This is a genomic window from Clostridioides sp. LIBA-6822 (genome assembly GCF_056688955.1).
The window spans coordinates 3,020,842-3,041,678 of the sequence record NZ_CP196995.1; the positions used below are offsets into that span (position 1 = coordinate 3,020,842).

Annotated in this window: 19 protein-coding genes; 7 read left to right on the forward strand and 12 right to left on the reverse strand. The window is 28.1% G+C overall.

Annotation, left to right across the window (positions count from 1 at the left end; genetic code table 11):
• Positions 1 to 3: 3 nt before the first annotated feature.
• From coaD to ACTG48_RS14690, 5 genes are all read right to left on the reverse strand, one after another.
• Positions 4 to 501 (reverse strand): pantetheine-phosphate adenylyltransferase, encoded by a 498-nt coding sequence (coaD, locus tag ACTG48_RS14670; protein ID WP_021385493.1) that lies wholly within the window; start codon positions 499 to 501, stop codon positions 4 to 6.
• A gap of 1 nt (position 502) precedes the next feature.
• A complete protein-coding gene (rsmD, locus tag ACTG48_RS14675) occupies positions 503 to 1,057 on the reverse strand; it encodes a 16S rRNA (guanine(966)-N(2))-methyltransferase RsmD (protein ID WP_021385565.1) in 555 nt (184 codons plus the stop codon).
• 58 nt (positions 1,058 to 1,115) lie between these two features.
• The gene (gene recG, locus ACTG48_RS14680) at positions 1,116 to 3,173 is read right to left on the reverse strand and encodes an ATP-dependent DNA helicase RecG (RefSeq protein ID WP_021385455.1); all 2,058 of its coding nucleotides are present in this window, start codon (positions 3,171 to 3,173) and stop codon (positions 1,116 to 1,118) included.
• A gap of 80 nt (positions 3,174 to 3,253) precedes the next feature.
• Positions 3,254 to 4,897 carry a DAK2 domain-containing protein gene (locus ACTG48_RS14685; RefSeq protein WP_479917244.1) on the reverse strand — a complete coding sequence of 548 codons (1,644 nt, stop codon included), beginning with the start codon at positions 4,895 to 4,897 and terminating at the stop codon, positions 3,254 to 3,256.
• A gap of 18 nt (positions 4,898 to 4,915) precedes the next feature.
• Complete coding sequence (locus tag ACTG48_RS14690) at positions 4,916 to 5,266, reverse strand: Asp23/Gls24 family envelope stress response protein (protein WP_021385398.1); 351 nt, start codon at positions 5,264 to 5,266, stop codon at positions 4,916 to 4,918.
• Positions 5,267 to 5,626: 360 nt separating this feature from the next.
• On the opposite strand from ACTG48_RS14690, the gene rpmB reads away from it, so the two are divergent.
• Positions 5,627 to 5,815: a 50S ribosomal protein L28 gene (gene rpmB / locus ACTG48_RS14695; protein WP_003416297.1), complete on the forward strand. Its 189-nt coding sequence runs from the start codon at positions 5,627 to 5,629 to the stop codon at positions 5,813 to 5,815.
• 159 nt (positions 5,816 to 5,974) lie between these two features.
• Here rpmB and ACTG48_RS14700 read toward each other — a convergent pair whose 3' ends face one another.
• The gene (locus tag ACTG48_RS14700; RefSeq protein WP_009893656.1) at positions 5,975 to 6,127 is read right to left on the reverse strand and encodes a hypothetical protein; all 153 of its coding nucleotides are present in this window, start codon (positions 6,125 to 6,127) and stop codon (positions 5,975 to 5,977) included.
• Between the two features lie 97 nt (positions 6,128 to 6,224).
• A complete protein-coding gene (locus ACTG48_RS14705) occupies positions 6,225 to 6,701 on the reverse strand; it encodes an Rpn family recombination-promoting nuclease/putative transposase (protein WP_021385456.1) in 477 nt (158 codons plus the stop codon).
• A 218-nt stretch (positions 6,702 to 6,919) separates the two neighbouring features.
• Between ACTG48_RS14705 and ACTG48_RS14710 the strand changes: the two genes are divergently transcribed.
• Entirely contained in the window at positions 6,920 to 7,681 is a 762-nt protein-coding gene (locus tag ACTG48_RS14710) for a MerR family transcriptional regulator (protein WP_479917245.1), read from the forward strand.
• A 162-nt stretch (positions 7,682 to 7,843) separates the two neighbouring features.
• Here ACTG48_RS14710 and ACTG48_RS14715 read toward each other — a convergent pair whose 3' ends face one another.
• A complete protein-coding gene (locus ACTG48_RS14715; RefSeq protein WP_479917246.1) occupies positions 7,844 to 9,772 on the reverse strand; it encodes a BglG family transcription antiterminator in 1,929 nt (642 codons plus the stop codon).
• 239 nt (positions 9,773 to 10,011) lie between these two features.
• On the opposite strand from ACTG48_RS14715, the gene ACTG48_RS14720 reads away from it, so the two are divergent.
• The 5 genes from ACTG48_RS14720 (at position 10,012) to ACTG48_RS14740 (ending at position 15,802) form a co-directional block, all read left to right on the forward strand.
• The gene (locus tag ACTG48_RS14720) at positions 10,012 to 10,464 is read left to right on the forward strand and encodes a PTS sugar transporter subunit IIA (protein ID WP_479917247.1); all 453 of its coding nucleotides are present in this window, start codon (positions 10,012 to 10,014) and stop codon (positions 10,462 to 10,464) included.
• 2 nt (positions 10,465 to 10,466) lie between these two features.
• Positions 10,467 to 10,775: a PTS fructose transporter subunit IIB gene (locus ACTG48_RS14725; RefSeq protein ID WP_021385450.1), complete on the forward strand. Its 309-nt coding sequence runs from the start codon at positions 10,467 to 10,469 to the stop codon at positions 10,773 to 10,775.
• Between the two features lie 114 nt (positions 10,776 to 10,889).
• Positions 10,890 to 11,996, forward strand: coding sequence for a PTS fructose transporter subunit IIC (locus ACTG48_RS14730; RefSeq protein WP_021385439.1), 1,107 nt, complete (start codon positions 10,890 to 10,892; stop codon positions 11,994 to 11,996).
• A 73-nt stretch (positions 11,997 to 12,069) separates the two neighbouring features.
• The gene (mngB, locus tag ACTG48_RS14735; protein WP_479917248.1) at positions 12,070 to 14,748 is read left to right on the forward strand and encodes a mannosylglycerate hydrolase; all 2,679 of its coding nucleotides are present in this window, start codon (positions 12,070 to 12,072) and stop codon (positions 14,746 to 14,748) included.
• A gap of 157 nt (positions 14,749 to 14,905) precedes the next feature.
• A complete protein-coding gene (locus ACTG48_RS14740; RefSeq protein WP_021385562.1) occupies positions 14,906 to 15,802 on the forward strand; it encodes an ROK family protein in 897 nt (298 codons plus the stop codon).
• A gap of 205 nt (positions 15,803 to 16,007) precedes the next feature.
• Here the strand turns inward: ACTG48_RS14740 and ACTG48_RS14745 are convergent, their stop codons facing one another.
• The 4 genes from ACTG48_RS14745 to ACTG48_RS14760 all read right to left on the reverse strand — a co-directional run bounded on the left by ACTG48_RS14745 (position 16,008) and on the right by ACTG48_RS14760 (position 20,777).
• On the reverse strand, positions 16,008 to 18,344 hold the full coding sequence (locus tag ACTG48_RS14745; RefSeq protein ID WP_479917249.1) for a sensor histidine kinase: 2,337 nt from the start codon (positions 18,342 to 18,344) through the stop codon (positions 16,008 to 16,010).
• The gene (locus ACTG48_RS14750; protein WP_479917250.1) at positions 18,316 to 19,032 is read right to left on the reverse strand and encodes a response regulator transcription factor; all 717 of its coding nucleotides are present in this window, start codon (positions 19,030 to 19,032) and stop codon (positions 18,316 to 18,318) included. Before ACTG48_RS14750 ends, ACTG48_RS14745 begins: the two co-directional genes overlap by 29 nt.
• Before the next feature lie 404 nt (positions 19,033 to 19,436).
• Positions 19,437 to 20,093, reverse strand: a complete 657-nt coding sequence (locus ACTG48_RS14755; protein WP_021385448.1) for a nitroreductase family protein — start codon at positions 20,091 to 20,093, stop codon at positions 19,437 to 19,439.
• Positions 20,094 to 20,147: 54 nt separating this feature from the next.
• Positions 20,148 to 20,777, reverse strand: a complete 630-nt coding sequence (locus tag ACTG48_RS14760) for an HAD family hydrolase (RefSeq protein ID WP_021385482.1) — start codon at positions 20,775 to 20,777, stop codon at positions 20,148 to 20,150.
• Positions 20,778 to 20,837: the final 60 nt, after the last annotated feature.

Consider the following 20,837-nt stretch of genomic DNA (forward strand, 5'->3'; position numbering starts at 1 on the left):
ATATCAATTACCCCCAGTAGTTTTTTTCTTTAATTCTTCCAAAACAATCTTTGGAACCAAATTTTTTATATCAGCATCAAAGAGCAAAACCTCTTTTATTAAAGATGAGCTTATAAATGAGTATTTTGTACAGCTTGGTAAAATTATAGTCTCTATATCTGGATTAAGTTCTCTATTCATATGAGCCATTTGAAGTTCATAATCAACATCAGCACCACTTCTTACACCTCTAACTAATGCTCCAATCCCATTTTCTTGACAGTAATTTATTAATAAACCATTAAAAGTTACAACTTTTATATTATTTAAATGGCTTGTACTTTTTTCTATAAGCTTTACTCTCTCATCAAAGCTAAATAGACCCTTTTTATTAGGATTATTTAATACTCCTATTTGTAATTCGTCAAATAACTTCGAAGCCCTGCAAATAATATCTAAATGTCCATTAGTAATTGGGTCAAAGCTTCCTGCAAATATAGCTTTTCTAGGTTTATTTTCCATATTATGCCTCCATCTTATAAAAAGTTAATGTAGTATTTCCATATTTCTTATCTCTAGTTTTTTCTAATTTACATATTTTATCTGGAAACAAATCATTAGTATCATGTTCTACAACTATTATTCCATCTTCATTCAACAAATTAGAATTATCAATTTTTTCAATAGCTTCTATAAACATATTTTTATAATACGGAGGGTCCATAAAAATTATGTCAAATTTACTATTTTGTAACTTAAGTTTATCTACAGCAGATTTAAAATCGAGGTTTAGAATAATACTTTCATTTTCAACTCTTGCCTTTTTTATATTAGACTTAACAATATCTATACTTTCCTTACTGATATCTACAAAAGTACATGCCTTGGCACCTCTAGATAAACACTCTATTCCTAAAGAACCAGTCCCAGCAAATAAATCTAGAACTTCACTTTCCATTACATATGAATTTATTATATTAAATAGAGATTCTTTTACTCTATCTGTAGTTGGCCTTACATCTTCATTTTTTGGAGTATTTAGTTTTAATCCTCTCGCTTTTCCTGAAATTACTCTCAATATGACAATCTCCCTTCAGCACATTATTACATTAATAATATTTTAACATAATTTAAAATTAATTTAATGAAATTTCTTTCACTATATCTTTGAATTTATCTATAATTTCTTTTTTAAGTGGCATGTTTTCTTTCAATTGTAGATTATTATCTTCACCTAATATATATCGAGCTTCTTGCTGTGCTAACTTTAATATTTTTATATGCTTAAACAGGTTTGCTACCTTAAGTTCTGGAAGCCCATGTTGCCTTGTCCCAAAAAATTCTCCAGGACCTCTTATTTCTAAATCTTTCTCTGAAATCTTAAAACCATCATTTGTCTCTTCCATTATAGCCATTCGCTGTCTGCATACATCTGTTTTAGAATCATAAATTAGTACACAATAAGATTTATGACTTCCTCTTCCAACTCGACCTCTGAGCTGATGTAATTGTGCAAGCCCAAATCTCTCTGCATTTTCTATTATCATTAATGTCGCATTTGGCACATTAACACCAACTTCTATAACTGTTGTTGAAACTAAAATATCTATTTCTTTATTTTTAAAACGACCCATTACTTCGTCTTTTTCACTCGACTTCATTTTACCATGAAGCAATCCAAGCCTTAAATCTTGGAAATATTCAGCTCTTAATTCCTCTACAAGTTCAACAGCTGATTTAGCTTCTATAGCTTCACTTTCTTCCACCAGAGGACATACAATATACACCTGTCTCCCTGATTCAACCTCTCTTCTTACAAGATTGTTGTACGCTCTATCCCTCTTACTCTTCTCAATGGCAAGTGTTTCTATTGGCTGTCTTCCTGGAGGAAGTTCATCTATAATAGAAATATCTAAATCTCCATAAAGTATAAGTGCTAAGGTTCTTGGTATTGGTGTTGCTGTCATTACTAATATATCGGGATTTGCACCTTTCATGGAAAGTTTACTTCTTTGCATAACTCCAAATCTATGTTGCTCATCCGTTATAACTAAACCAATATTATTAAATTCAACCTTGTCTTCTATTAGTGCATGTGTTCCTATCAATATATCAATTTCATTGTTTTTGATTTGTTCTAAAACTGTATCCTTTTGTTTTTTTGTAAGGCTACCTATCAATAAACCTACATTTATGCCAAAATCTTTCAGGGACTCCGTAAGGGAAATATAGTGTTGTCCTGCTAATATCTCTGTTGGTGCCATCAAAGCTCCTTGATATCCATTTAAAACGCAATTTGCAAGTGCTAAAAGTGCTACTACTGTCTTACCACTCCCTACGTCACCTTGAACTAGTCTATTCATTATTTTATCAGAATTCATATCTTGTATAATTTCATCCAATGCTCTATTTTGAGCTTTAGTCAATTTAAATGGTAACGCACTCGTTATATTTTTTAAATCTTTACTGATTTCAAATTTTATTCCATCTTCTTTATTTCTTCCACTTTTAAACACAAACAAGCCTAGCTGTAGTATGAGTAATTCTTCAAATACAATTCTATATAAAGCTATTTTTAACGATTCTTTATTGCTTGGTGAATGTATATTTCTAACCGCAAAATCTATATTGCATAGCCTATATTTTTCTATAATTCTCTTTGGCATATATTCTTGTATAATTAGCTCTTTATCTTCAAGTACTGTTCTAATTATACTCATAATTTCTTTATTTGTAACACCATATGTAAGCTGGTACACAGGCATAAATCTACATGTATTCTTAGGCGAATTAGTAAGATATTCTAACTCACATGATGTAAGTTCTAAACTATTAAATTTCTTCTTAACCTTACCAAAAACTAATATCGAATCACCTGGGCGAAATGTATTTTTTATATAACTCTTATTAAAAAACACTAATTTAGCTGAGCCAGTCTCATCCTTTACATCAATTTTTGTTAAAGTCATACCTTCTTTGGGACTAAACGTATTTATACTCGATATTACTGCTTTTATTGTAACTTTCTCATCATCCTCTAATTGTGCTATTTTCTTTAGATTATTTCTATCTTCAAATTGCCTTGGAAAATAATACAATAAGTCTTTTAAGGTAAATATTCCCAACTTATTTAGCTTATCTGCCTTTTTCGGTCCTATTCCTTTAACATATTGAACATCTTTATATAAATCCAACAAATATATCACCTACTACACAAAAATCCTGTACAACCAACTTTATAAAAGCTACTTGGTCATACAGGTTCTTATAATCATTATTCAACTGAAATTAAGTAATAATAAAGAGGTTGTCCTCCATAATATAATTCTACATCTACATCTTCAAACTTTTCTTCTAAAGAAGTACGTAGTTCATTTGCTTGAGATTCTGTAACATCTTCACCAAAGAATAATGTTATTATAGCAGTATCTTCATCAACCAACTTTTCAATAAGGTTTGATGTTACTTCATCTACATAATCTCCTGCTGATAATAAATTTCCTTCTGCAATTCCAATTATATTACCTTCTTTAACATCAATTTCATTCATTACTGTATCCCTAACAGCAAAAGTTACTTGACCTGATTTAACTGAATTTAAAGCATTCATCATAGCTTCTTTATTCTCATCTTCACTTAACTCTCCATTAAATGTTACTAATGCAGCAAATCCTTGAGGTGTGTTTTTTGTAGGTATAACTATTATGTTTTTCTCACTCAATTCTTTAGCTTGATTAGCAGCCATTATTATATTACTGTTATTTGGGAAAATAAATATATTTTTGGCATTTATATTCTTTATGGCATTCATAAAGTCTTCTGTGCTTGGATTCATCGTTTGACCACCTTCTATTATATGGTCAACTCCAAAGTCTTTAAATATATTTGCCAATCCTTCACCCATAGAAGTAGCTATAAATCCAAACTCTTTTTCTTCTTCTAAAGGCTCATCTTCTTTTTCTTTCTTATCTTCTACATCTAATAATGTGTTTTCATGTTGTAACTTCATGTTTTCTATTTTTATAGTTAATAATTGACCATACTTTAGAGCTTCCTGAATCACATTTCCTGGGTCATTAGTGTGTACATGTACCTTTATGACTCCATCGTCTCCAACTACTGCTAAGCTATCACCATAAGCCATCATTATATCTCTTATTTTAGTGTCTTCTACCTTAGAACTTTCTAGTATAAATTCTGTACAGTAACAGTATTTTATATCCTCTGTACTAGTAGTACTCTTTGCAAAGTCCATACTCGCTGAAGTATTAACATCCAAGCTAGCATTTTTTATTTCTATATTATTTCCCTTTATAGAAGCTAACATTCCTTCGTATATAAGTACAAGACCTTTTCCACCAGAGTCAACTACACCAGCATCTCTTAGATTTTTTAGAAGGTCTGGAGTTCTTTCTAATGAAGCATTAGATTCCTTTACAAGCATACTTAAAAACTTTACTATATCTTTTTCTTTTTTGGCAGCTTTTATTGCAAATTCTCCACTTTCTCTAACTACAGTAAGTATAGTACCTTCAATTGGCTTTATGACAGCTTTATATGCTGTATCTGAGCCATTTTTGAAAGCTTTTGCTAAATCATCTGTTGATAATTTACTTTTTCCTTCTATAGATTTAGCTATACCTCTTATTATTTGTGAAAGTATAACTCCTGAGTTTCCTCTAGCTCCCATTAAAGAACCTTTAGATAATGCCTTTCCTATGTCCGATATGTTATCAGTTTCCACTTTTGCTAATTCTTTTAAGGCATAAGATATAGTTAATGACATATTAGTTCCTGTATCTCCATCTGGTACAGGGAATACATTTAACTTGTCAACCAAATCTTTATTGTTTTGGAGATTGTTTGCACCTGAAATAAACATCTCTCTTAACCTTTTACCATCTATATACTGAATCATTTGTTTCCTCCTATGAAATTACTTAACTCTTATTCCTTGTACATTAATATCAATTCTAGTGACTCTTACACCAGTCATTTTTTCAACTACGTATTTTACTCTATCTATTATATTATTGGCAACAGTAGATATATTTGTACCATATTGTATTATAACATAAAGTTCTATTGCTATGGCATCTTCTTCAACTTCTTCAACTCTAACACCTTTCGTAGCATTTTCGCCTTTCAATAACTCTACTATTCCTTTAGATTTATATGCTAAACCTACTAAACCATAACTTTCCATGGCAGCTCTATATATGACTTGAGCTATTACTTGATTATCTATTTCTATACTTCCATATTGATTCGTTACCTTTGCACTCATGGTTGACCCCCTTAAGCTTATTTTTATTAAAAATATTTCTTAATTTATTTTTTACTATTTTTACTTATTTATTATATAAAATTATAATCATATCATACTATAAATATGGTATAATTTAAACCTAGAAAATTTTTTGGATAAAATTTCTTCTATAGTATATATATTGAAAGAAAAATAATAATTATTTTCCAAATATATTTACTTTATATAGAATTATATATATAATTTTATATGATAATAAGAAATTCTTCAATATGTGTAAGGCAAATATATATTTCTATTGCAAATTTTTGTTATTTATGATAATATAAATATGTTTTTAGTCTTTAAATAGTTATCATTTTAAGGAGGTGTGCGTAGATGGCAAAAGTATGTAGCGTATGTGGTAAAGGTAAGGTTTCTGGAAACCAAGTATCACACTCAAATAAACATAATAAAAGAACATGGTCAGCTAACTTAAGAAGCGTAAGAGCGATTATAGATGGAGCTCCTAAGAGAGTAAAAGTTTGTACTAGATGTTTACGTTCTGGTAAAATTGAAAGAGCTTAGTAACCACGTTTAAAAGCCTACTTCCGTAAGTAGGCTTTTTAATTTAATCATTTTTACTCTTTCTCATGAATTTTAAGATTATATTTGAAATCCATTTTGGTAACTTTATTGTTACTACTTTCATCAATACTCACCCCACACTTTATAGTTAAAATTATTTTAACAAAAAAATAATAATGCTCCACATCCAATAAGTATTAATGCGGTAAGTGCTGACCAAATCCAGCCAGGAAGCAACATTGACAAAATTACAGCCATTCCTGTTGCCAGACATAGTATTCCTAGCAATACCTTAGACTTGTTATTTCTCATGGAACACCTCCACATAGAACTTGTATCTATAAATATTTTCATATTCAAGTTTATGCGATAGTTTTCCATTTTAGACCAACAAACATAATATGTAATTTTAATTTTTTATACTAGAATTATTACTCTCTTCTGATATAGATTCTATCATATCTAAAATACCTCTTTTTCTACTTAATCTTTCAGGTCCGCTATATAAAACCACTGGTATGACTTTAGGAAGTTTAAAATTTTTATCTTCTATTTCCTCAAGGCTCTTTTTCATGATAAAGCTTTTCCAAATTTGCTCTCTATATGATTTTAATCTTGGTACAATATCAGTATCCATTTCTGTTTGAAACTCCAATACTATATAATGTGATACCTTATGTTTTTTAGAAAAGACCTTATAAATTATATCAACTTCCTTTCCTTTATATTCACATATAAAAGATGTTTCTAACTCTATATTTTTAAGAGTTAATTCTTTTGCTATTGAGACACTTGTAAAATTTTGAATCAAACTTAAAAAACTTTCTTTATCTGAATACATTTTTCTATACTCTTCTCGTTTTTCGTTGCTTCTTTTTAAATTCATACAGTTCCTCCTATTTTACGGACTCTCTATATTTTAATAGAGAAAATCTATAAATTTTATTTTTTAATTTTCACTAGTGAGTATTGACACTTGTGTGTAAAATATCCAGTAAAGATATTTTTTTATATTTTTATTAAAAGATATAAATTTTTATATTTTAATATATTGACATTGACGTTACGTAAAAGTGTATATTTAATTTATAGGAGGTACTACTCATGGAATATACAGTTCAAAAATTAAGTAAAATAGCTGGTATAAGCACTAGAACACTTAGATACTATGATGAAATTGAGCTTCTTAAACCGCTTAAAATAAATTCCTCAGGCTATCGTATATACGGTCAAAATGAAGTTAATAAACTGCAACAGATACTTTTTTATAGAGAATTAGGGATTAGCTTAGAAAATATAAAAAGCATTGTAAATTCACCAACTTTTGATAGTCTAAGTGCGTTAAAAGAACATCATACTAAGTTACTAGCTAAAAGAAAACAAATTGATTTGCTAATAGAGAATGTAACCAAAACTATAGCTCTAAAGGAGGAAAAATGTACTATGACAGATATAGAAAAATTTGAGGGTTTTAAAGAAAAATTGATTTATGAAAATGAAAAAAATTACGGAACTGAAATTAGAGAAAAATATGGTAAAGATGCTGTAGATACATCAAATAAAAAGCTTAAAAATATGTCTAAAGAAGATTATGAAGATTGGCAAAATCTAAGTATTGAAATAATTAGCAAACTTAAAAAAGCTTTTAAAACTGGTGATGCTTCCAATGAACTTTCTCAAGAAGTTGCAAGATTACATCATAAATGGCTGAGTTACACTTGGAATACATATTCTAAGGAAGCCCATGCCTCTTTAGCACAGATGTATGTATGTGATGAACGTTTTACATCATACTATGATAAAGAACAACCAGGGCTAGCAAAGTTTTTGAGAGATGCTATAGTAATATATACAAAAAATAAATAACACAAAATAATAAGTCTCAAGTTTAAGTAAACTTGAGACTTATTATTTAATAACTGTACATCAATATACAACAATATGCAAATCCATTACTTACGTTTATTTATACTTAATTAATAAAAAATATTTTATTGAATTTTTATAAAGCTTATGTACTATAAAAGCCTATATTATAGATTTGATTATAGAAATAAAATTCTCAAAATTATTACAGTTAGATATATTATTTCTAATATCGCTATCATTAATTATCTTTAAAAAGATGTCATAAATGGAGTTCATTTTTATATAATCATCTTTATTTATAGCTAACATTATAACTAACTTAACAGTAGAATCTTTGTTCCAATAAATTGGTTCTTCTAGTATAGAAATACAAATCTTGGTTTTTATAGAACTTAATTCCATAGGATGAGGTATTGCTAAAAAGTCATCTATATTCGTAGAGGACAAGCTTTCTCTATAAAATACGGATTCTGTAAATGATGGAAATACAATTTCATTTTTAGTTAATTGATTACACATTAAATTTATAAGTTCATCCTTGTCCTTAACTTTAGGAGCAACAATAAATAAATTTTTATCAAAAAAATTCTCCAAAAGATTACTATAAGTATGAGAATCATTAGTTATTGATTTAGATATATTCTCAATATCTTTTTTTAGTAGTTTTAAATCTACTAATACAACAGGTATACTACTATGGCTTAAAGGAATAGTTGATATTATTATATCTACATTTGATAATTCACTCGCCAAAAATTGATTAAAAGATAAACACTTAAGTATATTTATTTTTTCATGGAAAACTTTATTTAGTTGAACCTCTAATAATCTACTTGAACCATATCCTGAACCACATACTAATACTACATTTTTACATTTAATATTATTTTGAAAAAATCTCTCAATTCCAGCACCTATGTGAAGGGATACATATCCTACTTCATCTTCTGTTAAAGAGTAAATACTCTTTTTAAAAACTTTTTCTATAGCATTTAAAGTTATTTCAAATGCTAAAGGATAATTGCTTTTTATTGTATTTATAAGAGGATTAACCTTATTTAAATTATATGATTTAGAATTTAAGATAGATTTAAAGTGGAGTACTAAATCATTAAATAATACATTATCATCTCTAAGATCAAAGGTATATTGATTGTTGATTACATCTAAAAGTTCTTCAACATATTCTATAATCTTAGTGTCTACCCCCTTGGAAACGGTATCTACAGGATAACTTTTAGATATAAAATGATTGTATAGATAAATCCTATCTGCCTTTAAAATAGTTATATTATATTTAGTCTCAATATAATCAAATATATTTTCGACAGCAATATTTAATTCAAAGTCTGTTAAAACAATGTCTAATATATTATCTAAACAGTAACCATCAAGTATTCTACTTATAGTAATCGCTAAATGAATAATAAAGTTTTTTAAGTTAAAATCTAGGAAATTGATATTAAATTTATTGATTTCACGTAATACTATTTTTTGTAGCTCTATTAAATCTACATTATTAAATAATTCTATTTCTCTATCTGTAATTCCAATTATATAATTCTCAAAATCTCGATTTATTATATTATTAGAAATACATCTTCGAATATCTATTTCTTTCCCTTCAACTTTCACTCCATAGTATGGTTTTGAAACTAGTATTAAATCATATTTTGACAAAATAGGCTTTATCCTTTTTATATCATTTAATATTGTGACCTTACTTACATACAAGCTATTAGCTAAATCTTCTAGTTTTATATATGTATTGTTATAAAGAATATATTTTAAAATATATTGATTTCTTTCCATAGGAGAGTCTGGTATTTCGCTAGAATCCATAATATCATCAGATATTACTGCTAAATATTGTTGGTATAATCCTAAATTCAGAATATCTATATAATAACCTTCCCCTTTTTTTATTTTAATGATAGCACCATTTTTCTCTAAAGTTTCATTTATAGAAGTAATATCAGTTCTTATAGTTCTTTCACTCACTTTTAAATGATTACTTAAAGCTTTACAAGTGATTTTATCATCACTTTCATTTAATAATTTAAACAAAGTGAGTAATCTCTTATGCATAAGTATTCCCCTCCCCTTATAGAATTTCTTCTAAAATTATACTATTTACATTCCTATTATACAATTAGTCTAATAAAATTGTATGATAATAATTAATTTCCAGTTTAAAGTGGAAATTAGTTATTATCATAATATAAATTTCCATGTCGAAGTGGAAATTAGTTATGTTTAATTTAATCAAGATAGCGTTTACAATAGAAATATAAGTTAAGACATTAAGAAATGGAGTGGGAAAATATATGGTAATACAAGAAAAAAATATATTTATAGATAAAGACTTAAAAAGTAAAGAAGAAGTATTAAACTTTATTGCAAAGAGTGCTTATAGTTTAGGTATTACATCTAATAAAGATGCTCTTTTGGAAGACCTTTTGAAGAGAGAAAATGAATTTCCAACAGGAATACGGGATGGATTTGCAATCCCCCACACAAAAAGTGCAAATGTAAAGGAAGCATCTATACTCTATATTAAAACAAATCAAGAATTAGAATGGAAAACCTTAGATGATAGTAAAGTTAGATATGTATTTAGCTTACTAGCTCCACAAGAAAACGAAGGAAATATACATTTGAAAACTTTATCAAAATTAGCTACATGTCTAATGGAAGATGATTTTACAAGTGAAGTTAAAAATGCTAGTGATGTAAATCATTTAGTAAAATATATAACTAATAAAATGAAGGAGGAATAATTATGAAAATAGTAGCAATAACATCATGTATAGCAGGGTTAGCACACACACCAATGGCAGCAAAGGCTTTAGAACAAGCTGCCTCAAAAATGGGTCATGAAATCAAAGTAGAACAACAAGGGGCTATGGGTCAAGTAAATGCTATAACAAAAGAAGAAGCCAAAAGTGCAGACTTCGTACTTATAGCATCTGACCAAACTATATCTGGAATGGAAAGGTTTGATGGTAAAAAAGTAATAAAAGTTAAAATAGGTGTTGCTTTAAAAAAACCAGAAGCTGTTTTAACAAAGTGTATAGAAGCTATCTCTTAATAAAAAAATCTCACCCTAATATAGAATGAGAAAAATAAAAAAATAAAAAATTGTCTAATGTAATTATAACATATTATCAAAAAATATAACAAACTTATATAGGAGGAATTAAAAATGAGTAAAAAAAATAAATCTCTTCTAAGTGAACTCAAAGGTCACTTAATGACAGGAATTTCATATATATTACCACTTATAATAGGCTCATCTTTAGTTGTGGCTATACCAAAGCTTACAGCTTTAGCAATGGGAATAACAAGTTTAGATGCTTATGCTGATGTATCAGGATTCTATCATACGCTTTATTTAATGGAACAAGTTGGTTGGACTGGCATAGGTCTACTAAATACTGTATTAGCAGGATTTATAGCATTTTCAATAGGTGAAAAACCAGCTATAGGAGCAGGTTTTATTGGTGGGCTTATAGCAAGTAATACCAATGCAGGATTCTTAGGAGCAGTAATAGCAGGTTTCTTCGCTGGTTATGTTTGTAAATTTTTAAAGGAAAAAATTAAAATATCTGGTTCCGCAGCAGGAATGATGCCACTTATCATAATGCCACTTATCACAGTTGGATTAACTGGCTTTTTAATGAGTGTTATCTTAGCAGGACCTTTAGGAAATATAAATACTTCATTAAATGCTTGGGTAGCTGAAATGTGTCAAAACGGAACAAATTCGGTAGTATTAGCTTTAATTTTAGGAGCAATGATAGGATTTGATTTGGGTGGACCAGTAAACAAAGCAGCTTGGATGGCAGGAAATGCGTTAATGTTAGAAGGTATCTATTTACCAGCAATATTAGTAAACTGTGCAATAGTTATACCTCCATTAGGATATGGTTTAGCTACATTTGTAAGAAAATCAAGATTCTCTAAGACATTAGCTGAAACAGGAAAAGGTAATATAGTTATGGGTATAATCGGAATAACAGAAGGTGCAATCCCCTTCACTTTAACAAATCCCTTAAAATTAGTTCCTGTTAATATGATAGGGTGTGCTTTAGGTGTAGGATTAGCAGCTTTATTAGGTGCACATGCTATAATGCCTCCAGTTGGTGGATTATATGGATTTATATCAGTAGGTTCTGGATGGGCTTACTTAGTTGGTGCAATATTTGGTGCTTTAGTAATAGCAGTATTATCAACAACTTTAGTGGATTTTAAAGAAGAAGAAACTGATGAAGATACAGAATTTGATGAAATAGAATTGGATATAATGTAAGTCAACAGCTTAATTTTAAGTAATCGAGAATTGAGATTAACCTCAATTCTCAATTAAATTTTGGGAGGGTTTTATGAAAAAGACAAAAGTACATGTAGTTCCACATAGTCACTGGGATAGAGAGTGGTATTTTACAACATCACGATCAAAAATATATCTAATGAAAGATTTTCAAGATATCCTAGATACATTAGAAAAACAAGAAGACTTTAAATATTTTATGATGGATGCACAAGCTTCTCTCTTGGATGACTATTTAAAGTGGAGACCTCAAGATGAAGATAGAATAAGAAACTTAGTTCAAAGAAAAAAGTTAATTATAGGACCTTGGTACACTCAAACAGACCAATTAGTCATATCAGGAGAATCCATAGTTAGAAACCTTTATTATGGAATAGAGAGATGTAATGAATTTGGTAAACCTATGAAAATTGGATATGTACCAGATTCTTTTGGTCAATCAGCCCAAATGCCACAGATATATAAAGGTTTTGGAATAGATAGTTCATTATTCTGGCGTGGAGTTTCTGATGATATGGTAAAAACAACAGAATTTATGTGGAAGGGTTCAGATGGTTCAAAAGTATTAGCAGTTCAGATACCATTTGGTTATTATTATGGTGGTAATATACCAGAAGATGATTCTGATTTAAAAGAATACTTAAAAGATACAATTGGAAAACTTAAGAATAAAGCATCTACTAACAATGTGTATTTCCCAAATGGATTTGACCAAGCACCAATAAGAAAAAATCTTCCTGAGATATTGAAAAAAGCTAATAAAATAGATGTAGAAAATGACTATGAAATAAGTAGTATAGAAAACTATATTACATCAGTGAGAAATGAGAGAAATGAATTTTCAGAACTTGAAGGAGAATTTGTAAATGCTAAACATATGAGAATACACAAATCAATATTCTCATCAAGGTCAGACCTTAAGATTATGAATAACAAATTAGAAAACTATATTACAAATGTACTTGAGCCATTATTAACATTAAGTTATTCACTTGGAAATGAATACCCTCACCTTGTTCTAAAGGATATATGGAAGCTTATGTTTGAAAATGCAGCTCATGATAGTATTGGTTCTTGCAATAGTGACACAACAAATGAAGATGTATACACAAGATACAAACAAGCTAGAGATTTAAGTATAAATTTATTAGATTTGCATATGAGGCTTATAAGCACTCAAATCAAAAATAATAATGAAGAAATAACATTAACAATATTCAACGGATTGCCAGAAGTTAGAAACGAAGTTGTTGAATTTGATGCTTATATTCCAGGTGAAAACTTTGTAATAAAGAATAAAAACGGAGAAATTCTTAATTATGTAGTAAAGGAAAAAGAAGATATTACAGATTATGTACTAACTCAAACAATAAGATTAAATCCAAGCAAAAAAATATACATACCAGAAACTGTATATAGAGCAAAAATTGCTCTTTCAGTAAAAGATATACCACCAATGGGATATACTCAGTTAGTATTTGAACTAGATACTAAAAATCACTTTGAAATAAAAATAAGTAATTCCAAAGAAATAGAAAATAAATACTACAAAATAACTGCCAATGAAAATGGTTCAGTAGAAATACTAGACAAAGAATCTAATAAAATTTACAAAAACCAAGCTGTAATTGAAGATAATGGAGATGATGGAGATTCATATAACTACTCTCCACCAAGAGAAGATATTTATATATCGTCTTTAGATTCTGTATCTTTAGTAGAAGTACTAAAGTCAGATGTTCAGGAAGAAATGATACTTAAATATTCATTAATGATACCAGCTTCACTAGAAGAAAGAGCTAAAGGTAAAGTTTCTGTAAAAATGCCTATAAAAATGAAAATTACATTAGAGCCTAAAGAACAAATAATTAAGTTTAACGTTAATATAAAAAATGACAGAGCATTATCTCATAGAGTAAGAGTTTTATTTAATACTGAAATAGCGTCTAAGTTTTCTATAGCAGATCAACAGTTTGGAATAATACAAAGACCAACAGTATTAGAAGAAGATATTGCATTATGGGAAAGAGATAATCAATCATGGCAAGAAAAACCCATAACTATTGAACCAATGCAAAGTTTTGTTACTCTAGAGGATGGGCAAAGAGGGGTAGCATTATTGACTGAGAGTGTAAGAGAATATCAAATAGTTGGTGTTAACCTAGATACAATAGCATTAACATTATTCAGGTCATTTGGATATATGGGAAGAGAAAACTTACTTTATAGACCAGGCAGAGCTTCTGGCGAAAAAATAATACCAACACCAGATGCGCAATTACTTAAAAAATTAAACTTTGACTTTGGTCTTTACATTTACAATAGTCAGTTTGATGAAGCAAATGTAGCTAATACTGCCAAGAGATTCTTAACACCTATACAAATATATGAGTATGCAGACTTCTTAAATGGTAGACTTATATTTGCATTTAGAGATGAAAAACAAATATATGAAAATGAATACAGTTTGATGAATGTAGATGGTTCAGATTTTACTGTAAGTGCAATAAAGAAAGAAGAAAATGGAGATGGAATTGTAATTAGAATCTTCAATGGTATGAAAAATAAAGATACTAAGGGAAGTTTTAATATTAATAGAAATATTACTAGTGTTTATAGTGCAATGCTGGATGAAAGCTATGATAACACTAATAAGTGTGAAGTAAATGTAAAAACTGTAGAAATAAATTCTTTAGCACATTGTAAAGTACAAACAATAGTAATTAAATAATATAAATGGCTTATATAAGATTTCATTCTTTATAAGCCTTTTTATAGATTATATAAAACACTAAAAGTTATCGATATAATCTATAATATATACAATAAAATCCGAGAATTTATATTATGAAAAATATGAATGTACACAAAATATAGGGGGAAAAATCATGAATTATTATATAGGTATTGATATAGGTGGAACCAACATAAGAGCTGCTATATTAAATGAAAACTATGGAATGGTAGATAAAATTAAGATACAAAATAATGTATCAGAAGGACCATACAAAAATATAGGTAACTTATGTAATTATATAAAAGAAAGATGGGGCAAATACAGCATAAAATCTATAGGTGTAGGGTGTCCAGGTCCACTAGATTTAAGACAAGGAAAGATTTTAAATCCACCTAATTTACTAGGTTGGGAAAATTTTGAGATAAAAAAATTTATAGAAACCGAGTTTGGTATTCCTGTAGCTGTTAACAATGATGCTAATGTAGCAGGATATGGTGAAGCTAAAGTAGGTTCTGGAAAAGATGCAGAAAGTGTGTATTATATGACTCTATCAACTGGTATTGGTGGTGGATACATATATAAAGGAGAAATTGTAAATGGATTTAATAATGTAGCAGCAGAGTTGTGTAATATGATTATTAATGAAGATACTTACTCTCATTCTGGATTAAACAAAGGAGCTTTGGAAGGTCAATGTAGTGGAGTTAATATATCTAGAATTGCTACTGAAAAATTAAACAAACACATCTCTACAAAGGAAGTTTTTGAACAAGCTCAATTAAAAAATCCATATTGCAAGGAAATTATAAATAACTGGGTAATAAATATCTCAAAGGCAATAGCCAATATCATAGTAATAGTAGACCCAGAGGTTATAGTACTTGGAGGTTCTATAATACTACATAATAGCACTTACTTAAAAGATATAGTGTACCAAGTTGAAAAAATGGTTTTTGAAACTGTTAATGTTAATATAAAGTTAGCAGAAATAGGAGATGATGCAGGATTAATAGGAAGTGCCATATTGGCAACTTCATTGATTCATTAATAAAGTATTTTTTTATCTAGAGTAAAATTATAAAGATAAGAATACAACAGGATATACATAATATGTTTTATAAACTAAAAAAGGTGAATCCAGTATATCAGGATTCACCTTTTTATTTGTACAAATTAACATTATATTTCAAGACAACTTTTACAAAATTTTATTTTATAGAATCTATAGTTATAATCTGTGATAGAAGTCTAATCTATTTTTTATTAAAAGTAATTGTAACTTTAAATAAGTCTCCATCTACACTTATATTCATCTTACCACCCTGTAACTCTACAAAACTTTTTGCTATTGCTAGACCAAGTCCAGAGCCTTCTGTATTACGTGACTTATCCCCTCTTACAAATCTCTCCATTATATCATCTACACTAAAATCAATCTCAGTTGCAGACATATTCTTAAGCATAATAGTTACTTTATTATCTGTTTCTAAAATATCAATATACACTCTTGAACTTGGCATTGCATACTTACTTATATTTATTATAAGATTTTCAAATACTCTAAATGTACGCTGACTATCCAGTGGTAATATTATTTTTTCACTAGAAAAATTATTTTTTAATATTAGAGATGAATCTGCAATTTTGTCATCTAACTCTAAAAGTGTCTGTTTCATTAGAGATACAATATCCACATTTACTATATTCAAATGTACATCTCCACTATTTACCTTACTTACTTCAAACAAGTCTTCTATTAAGTGTTGTAATCTTTGTGATTTTCTATCCAATGTATCAATATACAATCTGCGATTTTCTTCTGTTATACTTTCATCTTTTAATAAATCTATATAAGTGATTATAGATGTTAAAGGTGTTTTTAAGTCATGTGATACATTTGATATAAGCTCTGTTTTCATCTTTTGACTCTTAACTTCTTCATCAACAGCTTTTTTAAATCCAGTTTGAATATTTCCTAGTTCATCTTTTATAGGATTAAAGAATCCTAAATCTTTTTCCATATTTACTTCTAAGTTTCCATCTGAAATTTTCTTCGTAACATCCAAAAGTTGATTATATTCACATACTGTCTTTTTAGAATAATCTGATAGTACTTTAAATAAAACTATTGAGTAAATTATTGCAAGTATTATCCCAAAGAACCACATACTACACATTATAACTATAATTACTAAGTTTACTCCCAGAATTATAGCTATAGTTTTATTTGGTTTTTCTTTTAAATTTATTGTTCTAATTTGATTAATAACCTTTTTCCATGCTTTTCTAAACCATACAAAAAACATTCCTGTTACAGTATTCTTTACAAAATACTCTCTTATTCCAACATTTAAAATATGTTTTAAAAGTGTTATAAATACAAATATTATTGAGAAGATTACAAACCAATAAGTTAGATTCATTAAGCTTACCAATATACTTGCCATTTTAGCACTTATATCATTATTTATTAGATACTCTACATAATTTCCATTCAAGGTATCACTTATTATACCAGTTGGATATAAGTCTACAATCCCCTGTACAATAGCAACGGTAATAAAAAGTATCTCCAATGGTATTCTTGATAATGTATCAAATCCTAGTAACTCCTTAGATTTTCTATATGGGAATGCTAAAGCCACAATCACGACTATAGCTAACATAATTTTTAAAATCATTCCAGAAATTTTATAATAAGAATTATTTTCTACATTGTTTATATATCCACTTATATTATCGCTGTTATAAATACTTCCATAACCATACCCTGCACTATCATCTTTGCTTATTACTTTAGGAATAGCATATACTAATGTTACATTTTTTATTGGTGTTAGTTTATATGAAATTGAATTTTCACCTAAATTTGTATTCATTAAATCTTCTCTTGCTTTAGATAATAGCATTTGATTAATAACTTTTTGATTTACTCCATAAGAATCGACAACATTTACTTTTCCATCTTTATCAAAATTCATTACAACATAAAATCTATAATTTTCTTTTATACCCTTAATCTTATTTTTTTTTTCTTCGTCACTCATTGTTGTATTTTTTGTTTGATTTTCATCAGAATTTTCTCCTGAACTATCATTCTTTGTTGTATCAAGAGCTCTTAATTCTTTATCTTCATTAAAAAGTTCGAAATTTTTTTCTTTATCAACTAAATAATATTTTAAATTTTTTCCTGAATCATTAATAAAAGACTCCCAACTTTCAAAGTTTTCATTAAAATCTGCATTAATATTATCATCTGTATAATAGCTTTCTGAACCATCATATAAGTTTTTTTCTTTGCCCACATTTTTTATATAGTTCATAGTTTCTTCATTTATAAAAAGCTTTGATGGTTGTATCATTTTTCCTTCTTGATCTTCTTTCATATTGTGATATAAAACATAACTTCCTTTATATATATCATCTACAAAATTTTCTTGTTCAAATGGATTTTTAGCTCCACCTTTAGCACCTGCTTGTATAGTAGAATATTGACTAACCATTCCTAATGATGCTGATAACATAAGTATAAAAACTATAATAGTAACTATATATTTATCTTTAAATTTTTTCAATTTTGTATCCAACACCCCACACCACCTTCAAATATTTTGGATTTTTTGGGTCTATCTCTATTTTTTCTCTTATATTCCTAACATGTACCATAACTGTATCTGTATTTACAGCATTCTCATTCCAAACTCTTTCGTATATTTCATCAGCAGAAAAAACTCTTCCTGCATTTCTCATAAGTAAACTTAGTATTTTAAATTCTATAGGAGTTGTTTTTATATATTTTCCATCAATACTAACTTCTTTTGTATTTTCATTTAATTCTAATCCACCTATTGCAAATACGCTATCATTAGCTTCTACACTTTGCTCTTTATCTCCAACCATGTTTAGATACTTAGTATATCTTCTAAGTTGTGAATTAACCCTAGCCAATAACTCTAATGGCTTAAAAGGTTTTGTCACATAATCATCTGCTCCTATATTAAGCCCCATTATTTTATCAACTTCCTCTGATTTTGCAGATAACATTATTACTGGAAAATTATGATTTTCTCTAAGCTTCATTGTAAGTGTTATTCCATCCATCTTAGGCATCATTATATCAACTATTGCCAGATGTATTTCTTGATTTTCTATAACCTTAAGCCCTTCTAATCCATTGTATCCCTTAAAAACATTATACCCTTGATTTAATAGGTATATTTCTATAGCATCTGCTATTTCTTTTTCATCTTCTACCACCAAAATATTATATGAATTCATTTTAATCTCCTTTATATCAATTAGTTTGTAAATTTTCTTTACATCTATGATTATACAATATGATAGAAGTTTTTCCATTTTTTTATATATTTATAGCTTTTTATTTTAGTTATTTGTACTTAAATTCTCATTTTAAAGACCTCCCTCTAGTACAAGTTTAGTACTGTTTTATTTTGTTTATATACTTAATATTAAAGTTAAAAACTTAAGATATTATATATACTTTTCTAAAGATTTTCTAAAGATTTAAATATATTTAAAATTAATATGCACAAAAAAAGTAGCTCTTATTGTATCAATTAAATCAATGATTTGAAATATAATATTAATATCAATAGAATCTACTTTTTAATTTTTAACATATTTATTTTTACTTCAATTTGCTTTTATAGAAATCATCATTTTTACTTTATAAATGTGCATATTTCTTCTACTGGCTTTTTAGATGGACTCTTTAGGTTATCTTCTGGTACTCCAAGAGCTAACATTGCTCCTAAAAAATACTCTCCCTTTTCAAATCCAGTTTCTGCTTCTAAAACATCTTCTATCTCATCTGCTGCATAGTTTTGACTTGTCAACCAACAAGAACCATATCCTAACTCAATTGCTGATAAGGTAAAGTTTTCAATTGCAGCACCTAAACTCTGCATACCTGGATTTCTTATAAACAACTTATCTATAGTCTCTTTAGGTGCATCTATAAGTTCTAATTCATAATATCCTGATGGATTATACACCTTTGTAAAAACTAATACTAAAACTGGGGCTTTTAAATAGAATAATGTAAAGTTTGGTACAAACTTTCTAAATCTATTAGCCTTTTCTGCTGATACTTTATCCATCTCTACAAGTATTTCTTGTTGTTTTTTAGTTATTACAGCTGCAATTTTTTCCATCAAATCACGTCGCTTTATAACTACAAAATGCCAGTTTTGAATATTTTTTCCTGATGGAGCTGCTCCAGCTGCTTTTATCATTTTTAAAATATCCTCATCTGAAACATCTTGATTTTTAAACTTTCTTACACTTTGTCTTTTAAAAATAGTATCTTGTAATTCCATTTTTAAATCCCCCCATAACTTTTTTATTATTTTAATATAATCTCTAAACTCATCCTATTTTAATATATCATGTTCTAATAAATCTTTAAATGAGTCTATAGAATATTCATATCCATCTACATTCCCAAATCCATACTTTGCATATATAAAAGGTATACTTACAAACTTAGCACTATTTGCATCACCTTGCGTATCTCCAACATAAATTGGATTAATTAATTTATTTCTATCGATTATAAGTTTATTATTCTCACCTTTATGTAAGCCAGTATTTCCAGGACATTCAAAATCTATAAAATACTGTTCTAACTTATGTGCTTTTAAAAAAGATTCTATATATCCAGCTTGGCAATTGCTTACTATAAATAATTTATACTTTTTAGATAGCAATCTAAGAGTATCTTCTATACCATCAAATAATTTAGCTCCATTTTCAGATAAATAGTCACATTCTTTTAAGGAACATTCATTCAATAAATTCATTCTTTCTTCTTCACTTAAAGTTGGAAATAAACGATTTGCTATTTCATCAAAAGAAAGACCCATGACGCTTCTAAACAACTCTCTTGTGACATTTAAGTCTATATCTTTATGCTTATTTAAAACATCCTGCCATACCTTGCATACTTCTTCAGTTGAATCCCATAAAGTTCCATCTAAATCGAAAATAATACTATCTACCACAAAAAAATCCCCCTTATGTCCAAAATTTATCATATATTTATAATTATATACTAAAAAGCA